Raw genomic sequence first — 19152 nt, 5'->3', positions numbered from 1 at the left:
AATCGTTGCGACCGCGCAGGCAGCGGCGGCGTGGTTAGACGCCCTGTGCGTTGTTCTTCTTCATGGCCGCCAAACGGGCTTCAATCTCCGAAACCTCGGGTGCGGCGGCCTCAACGGCCGGGGTCGCCGGGGCTTCGTCAAGGATGTTGCTGCTGGTCTTCATGGCGGCCAGGCGGGCTTCGATCTCGGTGCCTTCGCCGAGATCCTCGAGGGCGGCGAACTGCGAGTCGAGGGAAGACGCCGCGATTTCGGCGGCTCCGCGCACCTTTGCCTCGTCGGCGCGGATCTTGGACTCGAAGCGGCCGATTTCGGAGGTCGGGTCGCTGAGGTCGAGCGCCTTGACGGCCTCCATCATCTGGCCCTGGGTCTTGGCGTTGCGGGCGCGGGCAACCAGCTCGTCGCGCTTGGAGATGAGCTCCTGGCGCTTGGTTTGCATGGTGGTCAGGCCGGTTTTGAGCTGCTCGACGACCTGGCGCTGCGAGGTGATGGCAGGTTCCAGGTTGCGCGCGGTCTTTTCGCTGGCCATCTGGCGCTGAATGGCGAGGGTGGCGAGCTGGTTGAACTTCTGGGCGTTTGCCGTATCGCCGTCCGCAACGAATTTCTCGGCCTTGTTGGATGCCGCAAGCGCCTTGCCGCCCCACTGCTGGGCTTCCTGGAGGGCCTTCTTGTAGTCGTCCTCCTGCATGCGCAGGTTGCCGATCGTCTGGGCAACCGCCGTTTCGGCCTCGGCTATGTTGTCGGTGTAGTCGCGCACCGCCTGGTCCAACATCTTTTGTGGGTCCTCGATTGCGTCCAACGCCGCATTGGCGTTTGATTTGCCGATTCGAAACAGTCGAGAAAAAATTGAGTTCTTCGCCATGGGTGCTCCCTTTCAAGTGCCGCAGCCATTAACTCTATGCGACGGAAGGGCCGCGGAATAAACGGTGTTGCGGTGTGCCGTGCGCGCATCTTGCCAAATCCGCGTCTCAGGCACCCCGCCAAAAAACCGCGGGGGGCGTGTGGTGCAATCCGGCGTCTTGCGACAAAGGTTCACAACACACGCCCCCACGGCGTTCCATCCCTTTTCGGATGCTACTTCTTTGCGCCGTGGTGGGCCGCTTTCTTGGCTGCCTTTTCGCGGGCGATGAGCACCTTTTCATCCAGCGGGGCATCGGCGCTGGCGCGCAGGCGGCGGTAGTACTCCATGGCCTCGTCCTGGCGCTCGTTCTCCCCGCCGCCGGCGATGGCGGCTCGCAGGTGCTCCGGGCCGTAGCCGAAGGCGTCGACAAGGTCCTGGGCGTGCGGTCGCAGACGGTCCAGCAGGATGTTGACGTAGCCCGAGAGGGTGCGGGCGCGCTGCATCGAGAGGCGTCCGTTCATCAGGTACCAGCCGAGGTTTTCCTCGATGAGGGTCAGCGCGAACACGTCGCGCAACCAGGTCAACACGGTGCGGGTGCCAGTGTCGGTGGTCTCCGCGATGGCCCGCGTGAATGCCTCCCATCGCAGCAGTTCGCCGTGGGCCTTGGCAGCGGCGATCAGCTCGTCCTGGTGCGAGTTGAAGGCCGCGGCGCTCTTGGCACGGTCCTTGGTGGAGACCCCGCGCAAGGAGTCCGCGATTTCGCCGACCATGGCGTTGACGCGGTCGGTGAGCAGGGCGCGCTGGTTGGCTTCGTCCTTGAAGAAGTTCGCGCTCTTGCGTTCCGATCCGGTGTCGGCGACGGCCTGGGCCACCGAGCGCAACCCCGAGCGGTTCAGCGCGACTTTTTCCGCGTGCTTGACCACGTAGCGGGCCAGCACGCCTGCGTTCAGTTCGCGGAATTCCTGCCCGTAGTCGGTGAGCAGGCGCTTGCCGACAAGCTGCAGCAACACGTTGTTGTCGCCCTCGAAGGTGACGTAGATGTCCAGGTCCGCACGGAGCTGGGTGAAGCGGTTCTCCGCGATGAAACCTGAGCCGCCGCAGGCCTCGCGGCATTCCTGCAGGGTGTCCAGTGCATCCCAGGTGCTCAGCGACTTCAGCGCCGCGGCGAAGGTTTCAAGGTCCTGGCGGTCTTCGTCGGTGTCGGTCGCGCCTGAGAAGACCCCGTCGAACTTGGCCAGCAGTTCCTCGTGGGCGAAGGACGCGGCGTAGGTCCGGGCCAGGCGGGGGATGAGCCGGCGCTGGTGGCGCTGGTAATCCATCAGCGTTTCCTCGACGGTGTCCGAGGACGCGTTGAACTGGCGGCGCTGGTTCGCATAGGTCACGGCGATCTGCAGGGCAACCTTCGAGGCTGCGGTTGCGGCGCCGTCCAGCGAGACCCGGCCCTGGACCAGGGTGCCGAGCATGGTGAAGAAGCGGCGCCCCGGGGAATGGATCGGGGAGGAGTAGGTGCCGTCCTCGGTGACGTTGCCGTAGCGGTTGAGCAGGTTGGTGCGGGGGATCCGCACGTTGGTGAAGTGCAGCCGGCCGTTGTCGATGCCGTTGAGACCGCCCTTGAGCCCGTCATCCTGGCCGCCGACGCCCGGCAGGAAGCCGTTCTCGTCGCGGATGTCCACGTAGAAGGCGTGCACACCGTGGTTCACACCGCGGGTGATCAGCTGCGCGAAGACCACTGCGGCCCTGCCGTGTACGCCGGCATTGCCGAGGAATTCCTTCCAGGCGGCCTTGAACGGGGTGTTGATGACGAATTCCCGGGCATCTTCGTCGTAGGTGGCGGTGGTGCCGATGGAGGCGACGTCCGAGCCGTGTCCGATCTCCGTCATCGCGAAGGCGCCGGGGATCTCCAGGCTCATGATGCCCGGCAGCCACTTGTCCTGGTGCTCCTGCGTACCAAGGTGCAGCACCGCGCAGCCGAAGAGTCCCCACTGGACGCCGGCCTTGATCTGCAGCGACGGGTCGGCCACGACGAGTTCCTCGAAGCTGGCGATGGATCCGCCGTGGTTGTCTTCGCCCCCGAGGCGCTTGGGGAAGGCACGGTGCACGGCGCCCGAATCCACGAGCACCTTGAGCTGGCCGAAGACGCGTTCGCGGTGCTCGTCCATGCCCAGGCCCGGGGTGCCGCGCACGGCCTCGGTGCCGGCCAGCGCGCGCGACTGCTTGCGGATGTCGGCCCAGCGGCCGAGCAGCTGTTCGCCGAGTGCCGCCACGTCGATGGTGGCGTCGGCGGTGTCTAGGGTCATTTGTTCCTGGGTCACTGGCTTTCTTGCCTTTCGGTTGTGCTGCCCTCGCCTTGCGGGGTAACTCTTGTCGGATCGGTGAAGTGTTTCGTTGGTGTTCTATCTGGTGTTTCGCCTGGTGTTTGCCGCTTCTGGCAAGTCCCGGAGGCGACTAATGGCTTTCCGCGGAGGCCTGGTGGGCGACCCCGTGGGTCAGCCATCCGGTGAGGCTCCGGGCCAGTTCTTCGATGGACGGGCGCTGGCTGGTGTCGGGTGCCCGCAGCCACAATTCACCGGCTGCACGGACCATGCCGATCGAGGCGCGCGGCCAGAGTTCCAGCGCCGGGCTGGCCAGCTCTCCCGGGGCGATGGCCATGTAGGAGTGCATGCGCTCCCGCATCATCGAGGTGAGTTCCTCGAAGAAGTCGTTCAGGGCGCCCTCGCGCACCTTTCCGCCCGCGCCGGCGGGATCGGTGAGCACGTCGGTGGCGGGGCCCGCCGTGACAAAGAAGTAGATGTTCGGCGAGTTTGCCGCCATCTGCAGGTAGGCGAGCATCATGGCGTGGAGCGCATCCCCGTTGTTGCTGGACTTGCGTCCGGCGGCGATCACCCCGGCTCGGAATTTCTTGATGACGTATTCGCCGACGGCGTGCCGCAGTCCGTCCTTGTCCCCGAAGTATCGGTAGAACACCGACTTGCTGGTGTTGGCCTGCGCCGCGATGTCATCCATCGAGGCGTTGGGCCCCAGCTCATGGATTGCGCGTCGCGCCAGCTTGATGAGCTCCAGCCGGCGGGCGGCACGGTGGGCGTCCCAGCGGGCGGAGCGGCCATCGCCACTGGATTCGAGCTGTTGCGACGTTGTCACGTCGGCGGGTTGGTTGTTCACGATACCCAGCGTATCAGGTACGCTGGGTATCAGTAATGCATCTCACATTTCTCCTCGAGGAGTTTCTACATGTCTGCACAGTCCGACATCCAACTGGTCCGCCCGGCCGTCGTCATCGGCGGCAACCGGATTCCCTTTGCACGTTCGAACGGCGCCTACTCCAAGGCAAGCAACCAGGACATGCTCACCGCGGCGATCGACGGCCTGGTGGCACGCTTCGGATTGCAGGGGCAGCGTCTGGGCGCCGTGGCCGGAGGCGCCGTGCTGAAGCACTCCAAGGACTTCAACCTGGTGCGTGAATGCGTGCTCGGAACCTCGCTTTCCCCCGACACCCCCGCCTACGACGTGCAGATGGCCTGCGCCACCGGCATGGAAGCCATCGGCTCGCTGGCAAACAAGATCAAGCTCGGGCAGATCGACTCGGCCATCGGCGGCGGCGTGGACACGACCTCGGATGCACCGATTGCCGTCTCCGAGGGCCTGCGCTCCATGCTCTTGGAACTCTCCCGGGCCCGTACCACCGGCGCCAAGCTCAAGGCCATGAGCAAGTTCCGCCCCCGCCATCTTGCCCCCAATGCGCCAGGCACCGGCGAGCCGCGCACCGGCCTGTCGATGGGAAACCACCAGGCGCTGACGACCAAGGCGTGGGACATCAGCCGCGAGGCCCAGGACGAACTGGCGCTGGCCAGCCACAAGAACCTTGCCGCGGCCTACGACCGCAACTTCTTCGACGACCTGATCACCCCGTTTGCCGGGGTCAGCCGCGACACCAACCTGCGCGGCGATTCGACGCTGGAGAAGCTCGCGAGCCTGAAGCCCGCCTTCGGCAAGAACCTGGGCGAGGCCGCCACCATGACCGCCGGCAACTCCACGCCGCTGACCGACGGTGCCTCCGTGGTCCTGTTGGGCAGCGAAGACTACGCGCGCGCCAACGACCTGCCGATGCTCGCCAACTTCGTGGACTTCGAAGCCGCAGCCGTGGACTTCGTGCACGGGGCCGAGGGCCTGCTCATGGCACCCGCCTACGCGGTGGCCCGCATGCTCAAGCGCAACAACCTCACGCTGCAGGACTTCGACTTCTACGAGATCCACGAGGCATTCGCCGGCACCGTGCTCGCCACCCTCGCGGCCTGGGAGGATGCGGATTTCTGCAAGAACAAGCTCGGCCTGGACGAGCCGCTGGGCGCCATCGACCGCTCCAAGCTCAACGTCAACGGCTCCTCGCTGGCTGCCGGTCACCCCTTTGCCGCCACCGGCGGACGCATCGTCGCCACGCTGGCGAAGATGCTGCATGAAAAGGGGTCCGGCCGCGGACTCGTCTCGGTGTGCGCCGCCGGCGGGCAGGGCGTCGTTGCGATCCTGGAGGCGCGCTGACCATGGCCGACAAGTACCTTGAACTCGTGAACTCCGGCTTCACCAAGAACCTCGCCAAGACCCTGGGCCTGCCGCGCCCCTCGATCCTGCGCCGCCACGCCGCCGGGTCTCCGCTGGTGCCCGGCCCCGTGTTGCTGATCGGCAACTCCCCGGCCGCGCAGGGACTCTCCGACACGCTGCTCGGCTGGGGCCTTGATGTGCGCCGGCACGCCGTCGGCGAAGGCAAGATCGGCGCGATCATCCTGATGCTCGACGACGTTGCCACACCGGGCCAACTCTCCGGGCCCATGCTCGCCGCCGGGCACGCCCTGCGCCAGCTGGCCCCGGGCGGCCGCGTTGTCTCCTTCAGCCGCCCGGCCCTGGCCACCGACGTGCCGGCCCGGGCCGCGGCCCGCCAGGGCATCGACGGGTCCGTGCGTTCCCTGGGACGCGAGCTGCGCGGCGGGGCGACGGCCAACGGCGTGGTGCTCGGCGAGCGCGTCGACGCCACAGCCCCCTCGGCGCTGGCCGCTTTGCGTTTCCTGCTCTCGGGGCGCAGCGCCTACGTCGACGGACAGTTCCTGCACGTTTCTTCCAACGACGGCGTACTTCCCGCGGACTTCGAGAAGCCGCTGGCCGGGAAGGTGGCCGTGGTGACCGGTGCAGCGCGGGGGATCGGCGCTGCGATCGCCAAGACGCTGCGGCGCGACGGCGCGACGGTCGTCGTCGTCGACGTCCCGGCGGCCGGGGATGCACTGGCGAAGGTGGCCAACCAGGTTTCCGGAACGGCGCTGCAGCTGGACATCACCCGCGAGGACGCCGGGGCCGTGATCATCGAGCATGCGACGTCCAGGCACGGGAAGCTGGACATCGTGATCCACAATGCGGGAATCACCCGCGACAAGCTGCTGGCCAACATGGACGCGGCCAAGTGGGACTCGGTCATTGCGGTGAACCTGGAGTCCCAGCTGCGGATGAACGAGGCGTTCCTGGCGGCGGGGCTTCCGGGCCTGCGGGTCGTGTCGCTGGCCTCGACCTCCGGCATTGCCGGGAACCGCGGCCAGACCAACTATGCGGCCTCCAAGGGCGGTGTAATTGGCATGGTGCGCGCCAGCGCCGGGGCCTTTGCGGCGCAGGGCGGTGGCATCAATGCGGTGGCTCCCGGCTTCATCGAGACGGACATGACGGCCAGGATCCCGGTGGCGACCCGCACCGTGGCCCGCATGCTCATGCCCTCGCTGATGCAGGGCGGCCTGCCGGTGGACGTCGCCGAGGCCATCGGCTTCCTGGCGTCGGATGCGGCATCGGGCATCAACGGGTCCACGCTGCGCGTGTGCGGCCAGTCCCTGGTTGGTGCCTGACCATGCGCAGCACCCTGGAACTGGCCCAGGTCCCGTCGCTGGGCGCCCTCTACGCCAAGGCTCTTGGCATGCAGGCCAAGGGCCTGCTCCCGGGCAAGGACTCGCCGCTACCTGTCCTGCCCCGGGTTGAACACCGGGTGGCCGGGCTGCGCGTGGATCGGGACCGTTTGGTCGCCTACCAGCGGTTGGTGGGCGACACGGTGCGCGAGGAGCTGCCCAGTGTCTTTGTGCACGGACTGGCCTTCCCTGTGGCCATGTCGGTGATGGTGCGTGGGGACTTCCCGCTCCCGTTGCTGGGCATGGTGCACCTGGCCAATTCGGCGGAGCACCTGCGCCCGATTTCCCCGGCGGCGGAGCTCAGCGTGCTTGCCTATGCGACGGACCTGCGCGAGCACAGAGCGGGGACCCAGCTGGACCTTGTCTCCGAGGTGCGCGAAGGCCCGGAACTTGTCTGGCGCGGGGTGTCGACCTACCTGGCCCGCGGCGTCTGGACGGGAACCAAGCCTGCCGCGGAGCATGCCCCGCGGGATCCGTTCGTGCCGCCGACGCGCACCGGATCCTGGGTGTTGCCGGCCACTGCGGGGCGCGCCTACGCTGCCGTCATGGGCGACTACAACCCCATCCACCTCTGGGCCCCCGCGGCCAAGGCGTTGGGCATGAAGCGGGCCATCGCCCACGGCATGTACCTGGCCGGCCGGGCGCTGGCCGGAGCCGCCCCGCACGGTGCGGGGTACTCGTGGAGCATCGAGTTCTCCACCCCCGTGTTCCTGCCCTCGACAGTTGACGTCGCATTCAGCGACGAGGGGCGGAGGACGGAGTTCAGCGGCTGGGGTGCGCGCAGCGGCAAGCCGCATTTTGCCGGATCGATCGTCCGCACCTAGCAAGGACGATCCACTGCGGCAAGGGTGTCCGGTCCCATCGGGGGGCCGGACACCCGTGTCATGTTTGGACGTGTCCGCCACGTCAATCGCCGGTGGTCCGGTGCATGTCGGCCATCATGGGCCGGCGCGACATTTTGCGATGTTGCTTGTGGTCAGGGGCTAGGTGCCGGATGGGGAGCGTGGCGGAGGGATCCATGCGGAGTTCCGGGGATACCTTGCGGGGGAATGTATGGTGTTTTGGTGTCTGGGTCTTGGCGTAGGGACCGGGCATGAGGCTGAGTATCATGGGGGAAAACCCCACGATATTTGCCAAGGTAAACACCACGGCCCGGGCTGTTGTGCACCAACACCTGGCCCACGCCGCGGCCCCCGATTCGAAAGAGCTGACGCCATGGCTTCCCCAACCCCCTACGCGCGCGAGGTCATCAGGGTCTTCATCCCCGTGGTCCTGCTGCACGTCCTTGGCCTGGGAACTTTCTTCGTGGTGGTCTATCCCCAGCACATCCAATGGGGGTCATCTGTTTTCGGCGTGGGTGTGGCCGTCACGGCCTACATCCTCGGCGTCAAGCATGCCTTCGACGCCGACCACATCGCCGCGATCGACAACACCACGCGCAAGCTGGTGGACATGAAGAAGCCGGCCGCGGGTGTTGGACTGTGCTTTTCCCTGGGCCACTCCAGCGTCGTCTTCCTCATGGCGGCGATGCTCGCGCTCGGGGTTTCCTGGGCGGTCGGGCTGGCTGATGACGGCAACGGCATACGCACCGGCCTGGGCGTTTTCGGCACGCTGGTCTCCGGCGTGTTCCTGATCCTGATTGGCCTGATCAACGCGGTGTCCTTCGTCGGCATCCTCAAGGTGTGGCGCCGGGCCCGGACCGGGACGCTGAACGAAAAGGAGCTGGAAAGGCAGCTGGACGGGCGCGGCTTCATCAACCGGCTGCTGCGGCCGCTGGTCAAGTCCGTCGACCGCCCCGCAAAGATGTATGGCGTCGGATTCCTCTTTGGGCTCGGATTCGACACCGCCAGCGAGATCGCCCTGCTGGTCCTGGCCGGCACCGGGGCCGCCAGCGGCCTGCCCTGGTATGCGGTGCTGTGCCTGCCGCTGATCTTCGCTGCCGGCATGAGCCTTTTTGACACGCTCGATTCCGCGGTCATGGTCAAGGCGTACTCCTGGGCGGCCATCAACCCGGTTCGCAAGGTGTACTACAGCTTGACCGTCACCGGCATCTCGGTCATGGTGGCCGTGGCGATCGGCGGGGTGGAACTGATCGGCCTGCTCAATGAAAAGCTCGGCCTGAGCGATCCCTTCACCCTGCGGATTGCCGGGTTCGACCTCGAAAACATCGGATACCTGGTGGTGGGCGTGCTCGTGGCGGCCTGGCTGGGATCCACTGCTTTTTGGAAGTTCGGGCGCGTCGAGGAACGCTGGGCCCGCAAGAACGAACCCGGAGCGGTTGTGGGAGAGCGCGGCTAGCGACTCGCGGCGCGGCGGCCGGGCGAGGCCCTGGCTAGAGCGAGACGCCCAGCCACAGGCCCAGCCAGGCGGCGGCGACGGCCGCAACCGCCAGCGCCAGGCCGTTGCCGAGGGCCGCTGCATACCGGCGGTCCCGTATCAGCTGAACGGTTTCGTAGCTGGCCGTGCTGAACGTGGTGTATCCGCCAAGGAAACCCGTGCCCAGGACGACCAGGAGCTCGGTCGAAAGGCGGGAACCCATGGCCAGGCCGGTCAGGAACCCGAGGACCAAGGAACCCGAAACGTTGATGAGGGTCGTCGGCCAGGGGTAGCCGGCCGGCGCCTTGGACCGGATGAAACCGTCGGCCACGTAGCGCACGGAGGCACCCACGCCGCCGGCCAGGGCAAGGGCAAGAAACAGCAGGGGCGTCATCGGCTGCTCTCCGGAACGGTCCTGGCCGACCGGGAGCCGGCAACGAGGCCCGCCCAGGTGGCGCAGGCGCCCAAAACCACGGTCCCCAGCACATAGAACAGGGCGGTCCCGGAGCGCCCGTTGATGCCGAGCAGGGCCGTGTCCACGGCAAGGGAACTGTAGGTGGTGAACCCGCCGCAAAAGCCCGTGCCAAGGAGCAACTTCAGGCGGCTTGCCCGGTCGCCTGAGATTCCGGGGCGGGTCAGGGCCTCGTAGAGGAAGCCAAGGAGGAACGCGCCGAGGATGTTGACGATGGCTATGGCGACGGGCAGGTCACCCACCGCGGGGATAAACAGGGAAAACGCCTCGCGGGAGACTGCCCCGAAGGTGCCGCCGACGGCGACGACCGCCCACATGCGCCACTTCAGGTGGTTGGGGCGGTCCGCGCCGCCCATCAGGCCTCCCGCCGTGGCAGCCGCAATTGCACGCCGGGCGAACGGGCCGGGATGACGACCACGGGCCTGCCCTGCCGGTGGGCCAGATGCGTGGCGACGGAACGGTTGAAGAATTCCTGGATGCTTCCTCCCACGGAATGTTCGTGCGTTCCGACCACGATCATGGCCGCATCGAGTCGTTCCGCAAGGCGCCCCAGTGCCGCCGATACTTCGCCCGCCAGCGCCAGGGTGCGCCACGTGACGCCCGAGTCCTTCAGGACGTGTTCCAGTTCCGCGGCCAGCCCGGCGTCGAAGGTTTCCTCGGTGTCGTCGGCAAGGTCGGGATCGATCGATGCGGACCTCACGGATCCGTCGGGGCCTTCCGACAGCGGCAGGCGGGCCTGGTCGACGAACACGCACACCAATTCGGCCCCGAAGCGCAGGGCGAATTCTGCGGCCTGCTCCAGGATGCGGGGATACTGCCCGGGTGCCACGCCGACGATGACCGGACGTGGCGGATTCGGATTCTGGGTCATAGGTGGAGCCTATCCGTTCCTCCGGGGCATGTCCTATGCGGCCGGCGGGGAGTGCAGTTCGCGCGGCCCCACCCGGGTGATGCCGTGCACGGCCCTGTCGTAGGAGACCATCGACGCCGCGGCCGTCTGTTCCCACCCATGCGCGGCAGCGAAGGTCGCGGCCTGCCCGCCCAGGGTCCGGCGCAGCCCCGGGTCTTCCGCCAGCCTGGCCAGTTCGCGCGCCCAGGACTCCGGTTCGGTGTCATCGATCAGGATTCCCGTCACCCCGTCTTGCACCGCGTAGGGCAGGCCGCCCACCCGGTGCGCGAGCACAGGCGTTGCGCAGGCCTGGGCCTCGAGCGCCACCAAGCCGAATGACTCGCTGTAGGACGGGACGGCAACGACGTCGGCGCACCGAAACGCGCGCGCCAGGTGCCCGGCGGGCATGGGCAGCGAGAACCGCACCAAATGCTCAACTGACTCGGCTTCCACGAGCTTTTGCAGGTTCAGCTCCTTGGCGCCGGACCGTGCGCCGATCACCGAGAGCTTCACGTCCAGTTCCGGTCGTTCGCGGGCAAGGATGCCCAGGGCGCGGACCAGGATCTGCGGGCCCTTCAGCTTTTGGATCCGGCCGGCAAACACCACGCGCAAGGAATCCGGTGCGCCGGTGCGCTCGGCGCAGACCCGGGGATGGAACGTCTCGAGGTCGACGCCCGGCGCCGCCACGTCGACCCGGCCGGCCTTCGCGCCGTACAGGTCGATCAGTTCGGCAACCTCGGCCGGGGTGTTGGCTGTCAGGCGGTCGGCCTGCGCGCAAATCAGCATTTCCCCGGCGATCCGTGCCCCCGATTCATCGGTCTTGGCCGACGCCTTCTTGACCTTGCCCATGGTGTGCATGGTGTGCACCAGCGGAACGCCCCAGGTTTCGCGCAGTCGAAGGCCCACGATCCCCGACATCCAATAGTGCGAATGGATCACGTCGTAGGCGGCGAAGTCCGTGGCGTAGTCGAGGATTGCCTCTGCACACGCATCGAGGTGGTTGCCTAGTTCCTCCTTGGTGAGCTTGCCCGGCGGCCCGCCCTGCACCTCGTGGCAGGTGACGCCGGGTGCCATGGCCGTGGCGCGGGATTCGGCGGCGCCTCGCGTGAAGACGTCGACGATTGCGCCGTCCTTCGCCAACGAAAGGGCAAGATGGCGGATGTACACGTTCATCCCACCCGCGTCCCCGGAGCCGGGTTGCTCCAACGGGGAAGTATGCAGGGAGACCATCGCGATGCGACGGGGATTGGTCGTTGGATCGAACATTGGTGCGGCCGCCTACTGAATGTGTATGGGGGAATCGGGTGGTTGCGCCCGGGCCAGGGACGGAGGCCCTGGACGGGTGCAACACTACTAATCCTAATTAACACCGGGGAACGGAAATTGATGCCCGTTCCTGGCCGTCAAAGTGAAAACGGCCCGTCAACTATGACGCTCCCCACACTTTGTGCGCAATCCCGATTCTTTGTTCAGCAAATGCCATGAAATTCCTTGTGAATACGGCATTTTTGGCCGCAAGAGGCATCGAATTGGAGTGTGCGCCAAAGCCGTGCTAGAGTCTTATCTCGCTGCGAACAACGGAAAAAAAGTTCTTCGGAACTTGGCCGGTTCGACAGTCACCAGCGAGGGTGGCGGAATGGTAGACGCGCTAGCTTGAGGTGCTAGTCCACTTATGTGGGTGGGGGTTCAAGTCCCCTCCTTCGCACAGATCAACCCCTGATCAGATGAGAATCTGATCAGGGGTTTTCTTGTATTTTTGTGCAAGGGCGCCTTGCCGCCGGCCTCGTTTCGCGCGCAATGCGGGGTGGACGCAGACGCTCCAAAACCGTGCTAGTATTTTATCTCGCTGCGAACAACGGAAAAAAAGTTCTTCGGAACTTGGCCGGTTCGACAGTCACCAGCGAGGGTGGCGGAATGGTAGACGCGCTAGCTTGAGGTGCTAGTCCACTTATGTGGGTGGGGGTTCAAGTCCCCTCCTTCGCACAGATCAACCCCTGATCAGATGAGAATCTGATCAGGGGTTTTCTTGTATTAACCGCGGTCCGACCCGCGTCGTGCCCTCGCACTTCGAGCAGGAAACTCGATATGGTTGAACCCGTTAGCCACCCCGCGAAAGGCAGATCACACCATGTCAGCTGAAGAGAGCGCCCCGGCCCGAATCGCCGCCGAGGATGAAGTGGCGGGCATCTGCCAAGCGCTGATCCGCATCGACACCAGCAACTTCGGCAACAACGAGGGCGCGGGGGAGCGCAGCGCGGCCGAGTACGTTGCAGGACTCATCTCCGAGGTGGGTCTGGAAACCACCGTTCTTGAATCAGCCCCGGGACGCGCCAACGTCGTGGCCCGCATGGAAGGCACCGACGAGTCCCTGCCGGCGCTGATCGTCCACGGCCACCTCGACGTGGTTCCCGCCTTCAAGGACGAATGGTCGGTTGACCCGTTCGGTGCCGAAATCAAGGACGGCATGATCTGGGGACGCGGTGCCGTGGATATGAAGGACATGGACGCGATGATCCTTTCGGTCCTGCGCGAAATGCAGCGCGACGGCATCCGCCCGCGCCGGGACCTGATCTTTGCGTTCTTCGCCGACGAGGAGGCCGGGGGAGACTACGGTGCCCGCTGGATGGCGGAGACCCACCCCGAACTCTTCGAGGGGGCCACCGAGGCGATCAGCGAGGTCGGCGGTTTCTCCGCGACCATCGACGGCAAGCGCGCCTACCTGCTGCAAACCGCCGAGAAGGGCATCGCCTGGCTCAAGCTCACGGCCGCGGGACGCGCCGGCCACGGTTCGCAGATCAACGACGCGAATGCCGTCACCCGGCTCGCCGCCGCCGTCACCCGGATCGGCGAACACGATTGGCCCATTTCCTACACCGACACCACGCGCGCCTTCCTCGAGGGCGTCTCCGCCATGACGGGGATCGAATTCACCGAGGACAACCCGCAGGTGCTGCTGGACGAATTGGGCAACGTGGCCAGGTTCGTCGGTGCGACGCTGCAAAACACCTCCAACCCCACCGCGCTGAGCGCCGGGTACAAGCACAACGTGATTCCGGGGGGCGCCGAGGCGCTGATCGACGTCCGGACGCTTCCGGGACAGCACGAGGAAGTCATCGCCAAGTTGCGTGAGCTTGCCGGCCCCGACGTGCACCTGAGCTCGGTCCACCAGGATCGCGCCCTGGAGGTTCCCTTCGCCGGAAACCTGGTCGACCAGATGGTTGCGGCGCTGGGCCGCGAGGATCCCGAGGCCGTGGTGCTTCCGTACATGCTCTCCGGCGGCACCGACAACAAGTCGCTCTCGCGCCTGGGCATCACCGGCTACGGCTTTGCACCGCTGCGCCTGCCCGAGGAGCTGGACTTCACCGGAATGTTCCATGGCGTCGACGAGCGTGTGCCCGTCGATTCGCTGAAGTTCGGGACCCGGGTCCTGCGCGACCTGCTGACCACCTACTAGGACCAACCGGCCGGGGTCGCACAGCACGCCAAGGTGCGGTGCGACCCCGCCTTCTTCATTGAAAGCGAACATGACCCAGGTGAAAACCATTGCCGACGTGCTCGACACGCAGATGCTTGAGCGATTCCGGGCGCGAGCCGCCACCTTTGATGCAGAGAACACCTTCTGCAGCGAGGACTTCAACGAGCTGAAGGCGGCCGGCTACCTCAAGGCGATGCTGCCGATGGAGCGCGGCGGATTCGGCTGGGGCATGGAAACCATGACGGCCGCCCAGCGGCTTCTGGGCTCCCACGCGCCCGCCACCGCCCTGGCGGTGAACATGCACCTGGTGTGGACGGGCGTGGCCACGCTGCTTGCCGCACGCGGGGACAACCGGCTGGACATGGTGCTCGACTGGGTCGCCGCCGGGGAAGTGATGGCCTTTGGCGTGTCGGAGGCCGGGAACGACGAGGTGCTCTTCGACTCGGTCACCGCCGCCGTTCCCGCGGACGACGGTTCCTACGCCTACACCGGGGTCAAGGTCTTTACCTCCCTGGCGCCGGTCTGGACCAAGCTCGGGGTGTTCGGGAAGGACTCCGGCGGCGAGGCACCGTCCTTGGTCCACGGCTTCCTCGACAGGGGAACCCCGGGCATCGAGATCCCCGAGAACTGGAACACGCTGGGGATGCGGGCCACGCAATCGAACACCACCATCCTCAGCGCCGCACGGGTTCCCGCCGAACAGATCCACACGGTGCTGCCCGTGGGCCCGGTGGCGGATCCGCTGATGTTCGGCATCTTCGCGGCGTTCCTGTCATTAACGGCCTCGGTCTACGTGGGACTGGCCGAACGCGGCATGCAATTGGCCGCAGCCCAGCCCGCCAAACGGAAATCGCTCAAGAACGACGGGCGAACCTACGACCAGGACCCGGACATCCGCTGGCAGGTGGCCGACGCCGGCATGAAGGTCCTGCAGCTGGATGCGATGCTGCGGATGACCACCCGCGACCTGGACGACCTGGTCGACCATGGTCCGGCGTGGTTCCCGCGGCTGGTCACCCTGCGCACGCAGGCGGGGGACGCTGCCCGGGCCTGCGTCGAGATCGCGGCAAAGGTCTCCGGCGGCGGCCAGTATTTCAGGGGCTCCGAACTTGAGCGCCTCTACCGTGACGCGCTGGCCAGCCTTTACCATCCCTCGAACGCGGAATCCGCGCACTCTACCGTCGCATCTTGGCTGTTGGGTCCAGTGCAGTCGTAGGGCCAAGCAGCAGCCTCGTGTGGGAAGCACACGATCCGGGTGAGTTGTGACCGTCTCGGTAGGGACGGCTGCCCGACCACGTCAGCGGTTCTAGGCGCGAATGTTCAGGGTCGGGGTCACGCGCATCACCCGGCGCCGCATCCAGTACTTTTGCCCGCCGCCTTGGTAGAGGCAGCTTCGCATGAGCTCCCATTTCCCGTACTCCGCGTGTTCGCGCAAGGCGCCGCGCACCATCGACCTCTGCTCATGGGGAAGCGTGGTGATCACCAGGTATTCATATCTCTGGGTTGCCGCGTCTGGTGAACCGGCAATGATTTGTTGCGGCGGAATTATCTTTTCGATCATGTCCCTGTCCATCGTGTGGCTGTGCCTGTAACGTCTAGCCCATGAGTACAGACCCGCGTGTTGCCCTCAGCGTTTTGATTAGCTGCCTTGAAGAGCACCTGGCCGCCGTGGCTTCGAAACGCGGTGCCGAGGATGCGAATCTCAGCTCCGCATTTCTTGCTGTGGCAGATGCCTTCGAGGAATATGAGGATGCACTCTATGAAGCCTACGAAGAATTCTTACCGTTGAGCGTAGTTGATGAAGACGACGATGACGAGGGTTTCAGGGACTTCGAATCCGGCCCCGATGCGTAGCGCGAGTAGGGCCGTTACGGGGTGCGGTTCCGCCCGCAAAAGGTAGTTCCCTGGTATTAACTTTGGCCTTGCAAGGGGCGCCGGTAAGGCCCAAGGTGCCTCGGTGAAGTAATGTCGGTACGTGAATTGGTTTGAAGCAGCCTTCCTTGGGCTGATCCAGGGTCTGACAGAATTTCTCCCCATCTCCTCGAGTGCGCACCTGCGCATCGTCGGGGAATTACTGCCCAATGCGGCAGATCCGGGGGCGGCATTTACCGCCATTACCCAGCTCGGCACGGAAACGGCCGTCTTGGTGTTCTTCTGGAAAGACATCGTCCGCATCATCGGCGCTTGGTTCAACGCCCTGCGCGGAAAGGTCCCGCACAGCGACCCCGACGCCAAGATGGGCTGGCTCATCATTGTCGGCTCGCTGCCTATCGCGGTGCTTGGCCTGCTCTTCGAGGAACAGATCGACACGACCCTCCGTTCCCTGTGGATCGTTGCAACAACCCTGATCGTCTTCGGCCTGATTCTTGCCGTCGCGGACCACTACGGCCGGCAGAACCGCGAGCTCAGCGAACTAACCCCCAAGCACGGCATCATCTTCGGGTTCGCCCAGGCCATGGCCCTGATCCCCGGTGTTTCCCGCTCCGGCGGCACCATCACCGCCGGCCTGTTCATGGGCTACACCCGCGAAGCGGCAGCACGCTATTCCTTCCTGCTGGCCATCCCGGCGGTGTTCTCCTCGGGGCTCTACAAGCTCGTGAAGTCGCTGGACGAGCCCGGCGTCTACACGCTGCCGCAGACCGGCTTGGCAACCGTCATCGCGTTTGTCGTCGGATTTGTCATTGTCGGCTGGTTCCTGAAGTACGTTTCCACCCACAGCTACCGGCTCTTCGTCTGGTACCGCATTGCCCTGGGCCTGGCCCTGTACCTGGGCCTGGGATTCGGCGTCATCCACGCCTGATTCCGGCGATCCCGCCGGAAACCGATCTCCGGTGGAATAACTGAGCCCCGAACAGGCTTGTTGAAAGTAAGTACTCCCCATCCACATGGGACAACTCCCAAGAGAAAGGACGCCCCGTGCTTGCATGGTCCGCGCCCACCATCCCGCATATTCCGGGAAACGCACCGATTCTTGAGGTACACAACACCTCCAGCCATTCGCTCGTGGACACCGCCCCGGCGGAGAAGTCCAATGCGCCGGCGAGCATGTACGTCTGCGGCATCACCCCGTACGACGCGACCCACATGGGGCACGCAGCCACCTATGTTGCCTTCGACCTGTTGCAGCGCACTTGGCGCGATGCCGGCCGCGAAGTCACCTACGTGCAGAACGTCACCGACATCGACGACCCGCTGCTCGAGCGCGCGGCGGCCACCGGCGTTGACTGGGTGGCGCTGGCCGAGGAACAGACAGACCTGTTCCGCGCCGACATGGAAGCACTCAACGTGATTCCGCCGCAGCACTACATCGGTGCCGTCGAATCGATCTCCTGGCTGGTCCCGCTCATCGAAGAGCTGGTCGCCAAGGACCTTGCCTACCGGGTCCCCGGCGAGAACGGCGAACCCGACGGGGACGTCTACTTCGACGCCATCGGCTCGGCAAACGGCGCCTGGGAACTCGGCACCGTGAGCGGCTATGACCGCGAGACCATGATGGGCTTCTTCGCCGAACGCGGCGGGGACCCGAAGCGCGCCGGCAAGCGCGACGCCCTCGACCCGCTGCTGTGGCGCGTCGCACGCGAGGGTGAACCACGCTGGGACGGCGCAAGCCTCGGCGAGGGACGCCCGGGCTGGCACATCGAATGTTCGGTCATCGCCCGCCACCTGCTGCCGGCGCCATTCACGGTCCAGGGCGGTGGATCCGACCTGATCTTCCCGCACCACGAATTCTCCGCGGGCCACGCGTCCGCCTTGGACGGCAAGCCGCTGGCTGAAACCTACGTGCACACCGGCATGGTGGGCCTAGACGGCGAAAAGATGAGCAAGTCGCTGGGCAACCTGGTGCTGGTCTCCAAGCTGCGTGCAGCCGGCGTGGAGCCCGTTGCCATTCGCGCCGTGCTACTGGGCCAGCACTACCGTTCGGACTGGTTCTGGACCGACGAACTGCTCATCGAGGGCCAGCGCCGCGTCGAGCGTTGGCGCAAGCGCATCCCGGGCACCACGCTGTCCGAGGCCACCGCCGTGATCACCCGGATCCGTGCCAGACTGGCCAACGACCTGAACGCACCTGCGGCCCTTGCCGTGCTTGACGCCTTCAGCGTCCAGGAACCGGCGGCGCAGGACGATTCGCAGGGCGCTGGCGGGAAACTGCTGGCCGATGCGCTTGACGCCCTGCTGGGACTCAAGCTCTTCTAGGTCTGCATCCGGCCGCATGCCGGATAGCCCAAGGGGCGCGTTTCGCGTGCCGCCGCCGACCCCGCCGATCGCGGGAAGGGTTGCGGTTCGCGGAGCGCGCCCCTTTGCGTTGCAACCAAGTTCCGCTTCGCGAACTCGAAACCCCAATTTCGAGAGTGCTCTCAACCGGGCAAGGCATCGTAGTTGCCAGCTGCAGTAGTCGCGGCGGCGAGTGGCGAACTCCTTCGCGAAAAGAACCGAAGCCAGTTTCAGGAGCTCTTTGGATTTCGTCGGGTGCCGAACCTTGGCCCGCAATCGCTTGGGCTCCTCAATCGGAGGAATGTCTTTCCTGGCTGCATCAATCTGGATTGAAGTACCAAGCAGTGCAACGTCTCGGCAGCAACGCCAGGACCAGGGAAACCGAGGGCACTATGGCGAATCTCGACGCATATGTGTTCAACAGGACCACGGCCGACCGTCGACGCACTTTGGTCACTCGGACGGCGGCCGTCATGCCGAATGGCGTGAGCAAATGTTCCTCATGGAAGGCAAGGAACAAGACGTATCAGGGGCTCCCTTTGCGTAGACAGGATTCGGCCCCGAGCCTATGATGATCCTTAGTTTTGGGCTCGTCCTAGCCTATCGAGGTCACCGACATGGAAAACGACCGAACAGCTGCCGCCTCCCTTCGTGTTCCGGATCAGAGGTTTTGCGGTTTCCTGGCCGGCGATGCCACGGATCCGCATTCGCATTTCTCGCCAATCCGGCCAACGTTGCCACCGCCCGGAGCGCCAAACGTACTCATCGTCTTGTTGGACGAAGTCGGCTTCGGTACCGCCAGCACCTACGGGGAACCCTGCGCCACCTCGACCGCAGACCGGCCTGCCGCCGCTGGCCTGAGATTCATCCGCTCCCACACCACTGCGCTTAGCTCGCCGACGCGAGCCGCTATTTTGACAGGGCGAAACCACCGTAGGGTCGAGATAGGAGGGACAACCCAGCGATTCCTCCGCGGTTTGACGGGCCTGAACGTGCACTCGGTCTTTGGCACCAAGAACA

17 protein-coding genes, 2 tRNA genes and 1 pseudogene are annotated in these 19152 nt (G+C 65.6%); 12 read left to right on the top strand and 8 right to left on the bottom strand.

The window, feature by feature from the left end; genetic code table 11:
• Positions 1 to 34: 34 nt before the first annotated feature.
• From ACIQLF_RS06185 to ACIQLF_RS06175, 3 genes are all read right to left on the bottom strand, one after another.
• Positions 35 to 859, bottom strand: a complete 825-nt coding sequence (locus ACIQLF_RS06185) for a PspA/IM30 family protein (protein WP_400295687.1) — start codon at positions 857 to 859, stop codon at positions 35 to 37.
• A gap of 212 nt (positions 860 to 1071) precedes the next feature.
• Entirely contained in the window at positions 1072 to 3135 is a 2064-nt protein-coding gene (locus ACIQLF_RS06180; RefSeq protein WP_400296385.1) for an acyl-CoA dehydrogenase, read from the bottom strand.
• A gap of 148 nt (positions 3136 to 3283) precedes the next feature.
• A complete protein-coding gene (locus ACIQLF_RS06175) occupies positions 3284 to 3997 on the bottom strand; it encodes a TetR/AcrR family transcriptional regulator (protein ID WP_400295684.1) in 714 nt (237 codons plus the stop codon).
• A gap of 69 nt (positions 3998 to 4066) precedes the next feature.
• Between ACIQLF_RS06175 and ACIQLF_RS06170 the strand changes: the two genes are divergently transcribed.
• The 4 genes from ACIQLF_RS06170 (at position 4067) to ACIQLF_RS06155 (ending at position 9066) form a co-directional block, all read left to right on the top strand.
• A complete protein-coding gene (locus tag ACIQLF_RS06170) occupies positions 4067 to 5371 on the top strand; it encodes an acetyl-CoA C-acetyltransferase (RefSeq protein ID WP_400295681.1) in 1305 nt (434 codons plus the stop codon).
• A 2-nt stretch (positions 5372 to 5373) separates the two neighbouring features.
• Positions 5374 to 6711 carry a 3-oxoacyl-ACP reductase gene (locus ACIQLF_RS06165; protein ID WP_400295679.1) on the top strand — a complete coding sequence of 446 codons (1338 nt, stop codon included), beginning with the start codon at positions 5374 to 5376 and terminating at the stop codon, positions 6709 to 6711.
• A gap of 2 nt (positions 6712 to 6713) precedes the next feature.
• Positions 6714 to 7592 carry a MaoC family dehydratase gene (locus tag ACIQLF_RS06160; protein ID WP_400295676.1) on the top strand — a complete coding sequence of 293 codons (879 nt, stop codon included), beginning with the start codon at positions 6714 to 6716 and terminating at the stop codon, positions 7590 to 7592.
• Between the two features lie 391 nt (positions 7593 to 7983).
• Positions 7984 to 9066 carry a HoxN/HupN/NixA family nickel/cobalt transporter gene (locus tag ACIQLF_RS06155; RefSeq protein WP_400295674.1) on the top strand — a complete coding sequence of 361 codons (1083 nt, stop codon included), beginning with the start codon at positions 7984 to 7986 and terminating at the stop codon, positions 9064 to 9066.
• A gap of 34 nt (positions 9067 to 9100) precedes the next feature.
• Here the strand turns inward: ACIQLF_RS06155 and crcB are convergent, their stop codons facing one another.
• Genes crcB through ACIQLF_RS06135 form a run of 4 tightly spaced genes read right to left on the bottom strand, consistent with a single transcriptional unit; the run spans position 9101 to position 11711 of the window.
• Complete coding sequence (gene crcB, locus ACIQLF_RS06150) at positions 9101 to 9478, bottom strand: fluoride efflux transporter CrcB (protein ID WP_400295671.1); 378 nt, start codon at positions 9476 to 9478, stop codon at positions 9101 to 9103.
• A complete protein-coding gene (locus ACIQLF_RS06145) occupies positions 9475 to 9912 on the bottom strand; it encodes a fluoride efflux transporter FluC (protein WP_400295669.1) in 438 nt (145 codons plus the stop codon). Before ACIQLF_RS06145 ends, crcB begins: the two co-directional genes overlap by 4 nt.
• Complete coding sequence (locus tag ACIQLF_RS06140; RefSeq protein WP_400295666.1) at positions 9912 to 10427, bottom strand: universal stress protein; 516 nt, start codon at positions 10425 to 10427, stop codon at positions 9912 to 9914. Before ACIQLF_RS06140 ends, ACIQLF_RS06145 begins: the two co-directional genes overlap by 1 nt.
• Positions 10428 to 10460: 33 nt before the next feature.
• Entirely contained in the window at positions 10461 to 11711 is a 1251-nt protein-coding gene (locus tag ACIQLF_RS06135) for a glycosyltransferase (protein ID WP_400295664.1), read from the bottom strand.
• 356 nt (positions 11712 to 12067) lie between these two features.
• Between ACIQLF_RS06135 and ACIQLF_RS06130 the strand changes: the two genes are divergently transcribed.
• The 4 genes from ACIQLF_RS06130 (at position 12068) to ACIQLF_RS06115 (ending at position 15136) form a co-directional block, all read left to right on the top strand.
• Positions 12068 to 12150 (top strand) — tRNA-Leu (locus ACIQLF_RS06130).
• Between the two features lie 195 nt (positions 12151 to 12345).
• Positions 12346 to 12428 (top strand) — tRNA-Leu (locus ACIQLF_RS06125).
• A gap of 145 nt (positions 12429 to 12573) precedes the next feature.
• On the top strand, positions 12574 to 13899 hold the full coding sequence (locus ACIQLF_RS06120) for a M20/M25/M40 family metallo-hydrolase (protein WP_400295661.1): 1326 nt from the start codon (positions 12574 to 12576) through the stop codon (positions 13897 to 13899).
• A gap of 70 nt (positions 13900 to 13969) precedes the next feature.
• Positions 13970 to 15136 carry an acyl-CoA dehydrogenase family protein gene (locus ACIQLF_RS06115; RefSeq protein WP_400295659.1) on the top strand — a complete coding sequence of 389 codons (1167 nt, stop codon included), beginning with the start codon at positions 13970 to 13972 and terminating at the stop codon, positions 15134 to 15136.
• A 90-nt stretch (positions 15137 to 15226) separates the two neighbouring features.
• Here ACIQLF_RS06115 and ACIQLF_RS06110 read toward each other — a convergent pair whose 3' ends face one another.
• Complete coding sequence (locus ACIQLF_RS06110; protein WP_400295657.1) at positions 15227 to 15481, bottom strand: DUF5703 family protein; 255 nt, start codon at positions 15479 to 15481, stop codon at positions 15227 to 15229.
• Between the two features lie 41 nt (positions 15482 to 15522).
• Between ACIQLF_RS06110 and ACIQLF_RS06105 the strand changes: the two genes are divergently transcribed.
• From ACIQLF_RS06105 to ACIQLF_RS06090, 4 genes and pseudogenes are all read left to right on the top strand, one after another.
• Complete coding sequence (locus tag ACIQLF_RS06105) at positions 15523 to 15774, top strand: hypothetical protein (protein WP_400295655.1); 252 nt, start codon at positions 15523 to 15525, stop codon at positions 15772 to 15774.
• A gap of 121 nt (positions 15775 to 15895) precedes the next feature.
• On the top strand, positions 15896 to 16720 hold the full coding sequence (locus tag ACIQLF_RS06100; protein WP_400295653.1) for an undecaprenyl-diphosphate phosphatase: 825 nt from the start codon (positions 15896 to 15898) through the stop codon (positions 16718 to 16720).
• 116 nt (positions 16721 to 16836) lie between these two features.
• Positions 16837 to 18114 carry a cysteine--1-D-myo-inosityl 2-amino-2-deoxy-alpha-D-glucopyranoside ligase gene (mshC, locus tag ACIQLF_RS06095; RefSeq protein WP_400295650.1) on the top strand — a complete coding sequence of 426 codons (1278 nt, stop codon included), beginning with the start codon at positions 16837 to 16839 and terminating at the stop codon, positions 18112 to 18114.
• A gap of 635 nt (positions 18115 to 18749) precedes the next feature.
• Positions 18750 to 19082, top strand: a pseudogene (locus ACIQLF_RS06090) (sulfatase-like hydrolase/transferase); the annotation flags it as partial.
• Between the last annotated feature and the right edge of the window lie 70 nt (positions 19083 to 19152).

It is taken from the genome of Paeniglutamicibacter sp. NPDC091659 (genome assembly GCF_044756805.1).
In the GTDB taxonomy this organism is placed as follows: Bacteria; Actinomycetota; Actinomycetes; order Actinomycetales; family Micrococcaceae; genus Paeniglutamicibacter.
Note: the sequence above shows the minus strand (reverse complement) of the source record. Positions and strands in the feature narration are given on the sequence as shown.

Excerpts from the sequence above, each read along its gene's own strand:
- ACIQLF_RS06155 (WP_400295674.1), top strand. The coding sequence starts at position 7,984 with ATGGCTTCCCCAACCCCCTACGCGCGCGAGGTCATCAGGGTCTTCATC.
- ACIQLF_RS06110 (WP_400295657.1), bottom strand. The coding sequence starts at position 15,481 with ATGATCGAAAAGATAATTCCGCCGCAACAAATCATTGCCGGTTCACCA.
- ACIQLF_RS06115 (WP_400295659.1), top strand. The coding sequence starts at position 13,970 with ATGACCCAGGTGAAAACCATTGCCGACGTGCTCGACACGCAGATGCTT.
- ACIQLF_RS06160 (WP_400295676.1), top strand. The coding sequence starts at position 6,714 with ATGCGCAGCACCCTGGAACTGGCCCAGGTCCCGTCGCTGGGCGCCCTC.
- ACIQLF_RS06180 (WP_400296385.1), bottom strand. The coding sequence starts at position 3,135 with ATGACCCTAGACACCGCCGACGCCACCATCGACGTGGCGGCACTCGGC.
- ACIQLF_RS06120 (WP_400295661.1), top strand. The coding sequence starts at position 12,574 with ATGTCAGCTGAAGAGAGCGCCCCGGCCCGAATCGCCGCCGAGGATGAA.
- ACIQLF_RS06105 (WP_400295655.1), top strand. The coding sequence starts at position 15,523 with ATGAGTACAGACCCGCGTGTTGCCCTCAGCGTTTTGATTAGCTGCCTT.
- ACIQLF_RS06170 (WP_400295681.1), top strand. The coding sequence starts at position 4,067 with ATGTCTGCACAGTCCGACATCCAACTGGTCCGCCCGGCCGTCGTCATC.
- ACIQLF_RS06185 (WP_400295687.1), bottom strand. The coding sequence starts at position 859 with ATGGCGAAGAACTCAATTTTTTCTCGACTGTTTCGAATCGGCAAATCA.
- ACIQLF_RS06135 (WP_400295664.1), bottom strand. The coding sequence starts at position 11,711 with ATGTTCGATCCAACGACCAATCCCCGTCGCATCGCGATGGTCTCCCTG.
- crcB (WP_400295671.1), bottom strand. The coding sequence starts at position 9,478 with ATGACGCCCCTGCTGTTTCTTGCCCTTGCCCTGGCCGGCGGCGTGGGT.
- ACIQLF_RS06145 (WP_400295669.1), bottom strand. The coding sequence starts at position 9,912 with ATGGGCGGCGCGGACCGCCCCAACCACCTGAAGTGGCGCATGTGGGCG.
- ACIQLF_RS06165 (WP_400295679.1), top strand. The coding sequence starts at position 5,374 with ATGGCCGACAAGTACCTTGAACTCGTGAACTCCGGCTTCACCAAGAAC.
- ACIQLF_RS06140 (WP_400295666.1), bottom strand. The coding sequence starts at position 10,427 with ATGACCCAGAATCCGAATCCGCCACGTCCGGTCATCGTCGGCGTGGCA.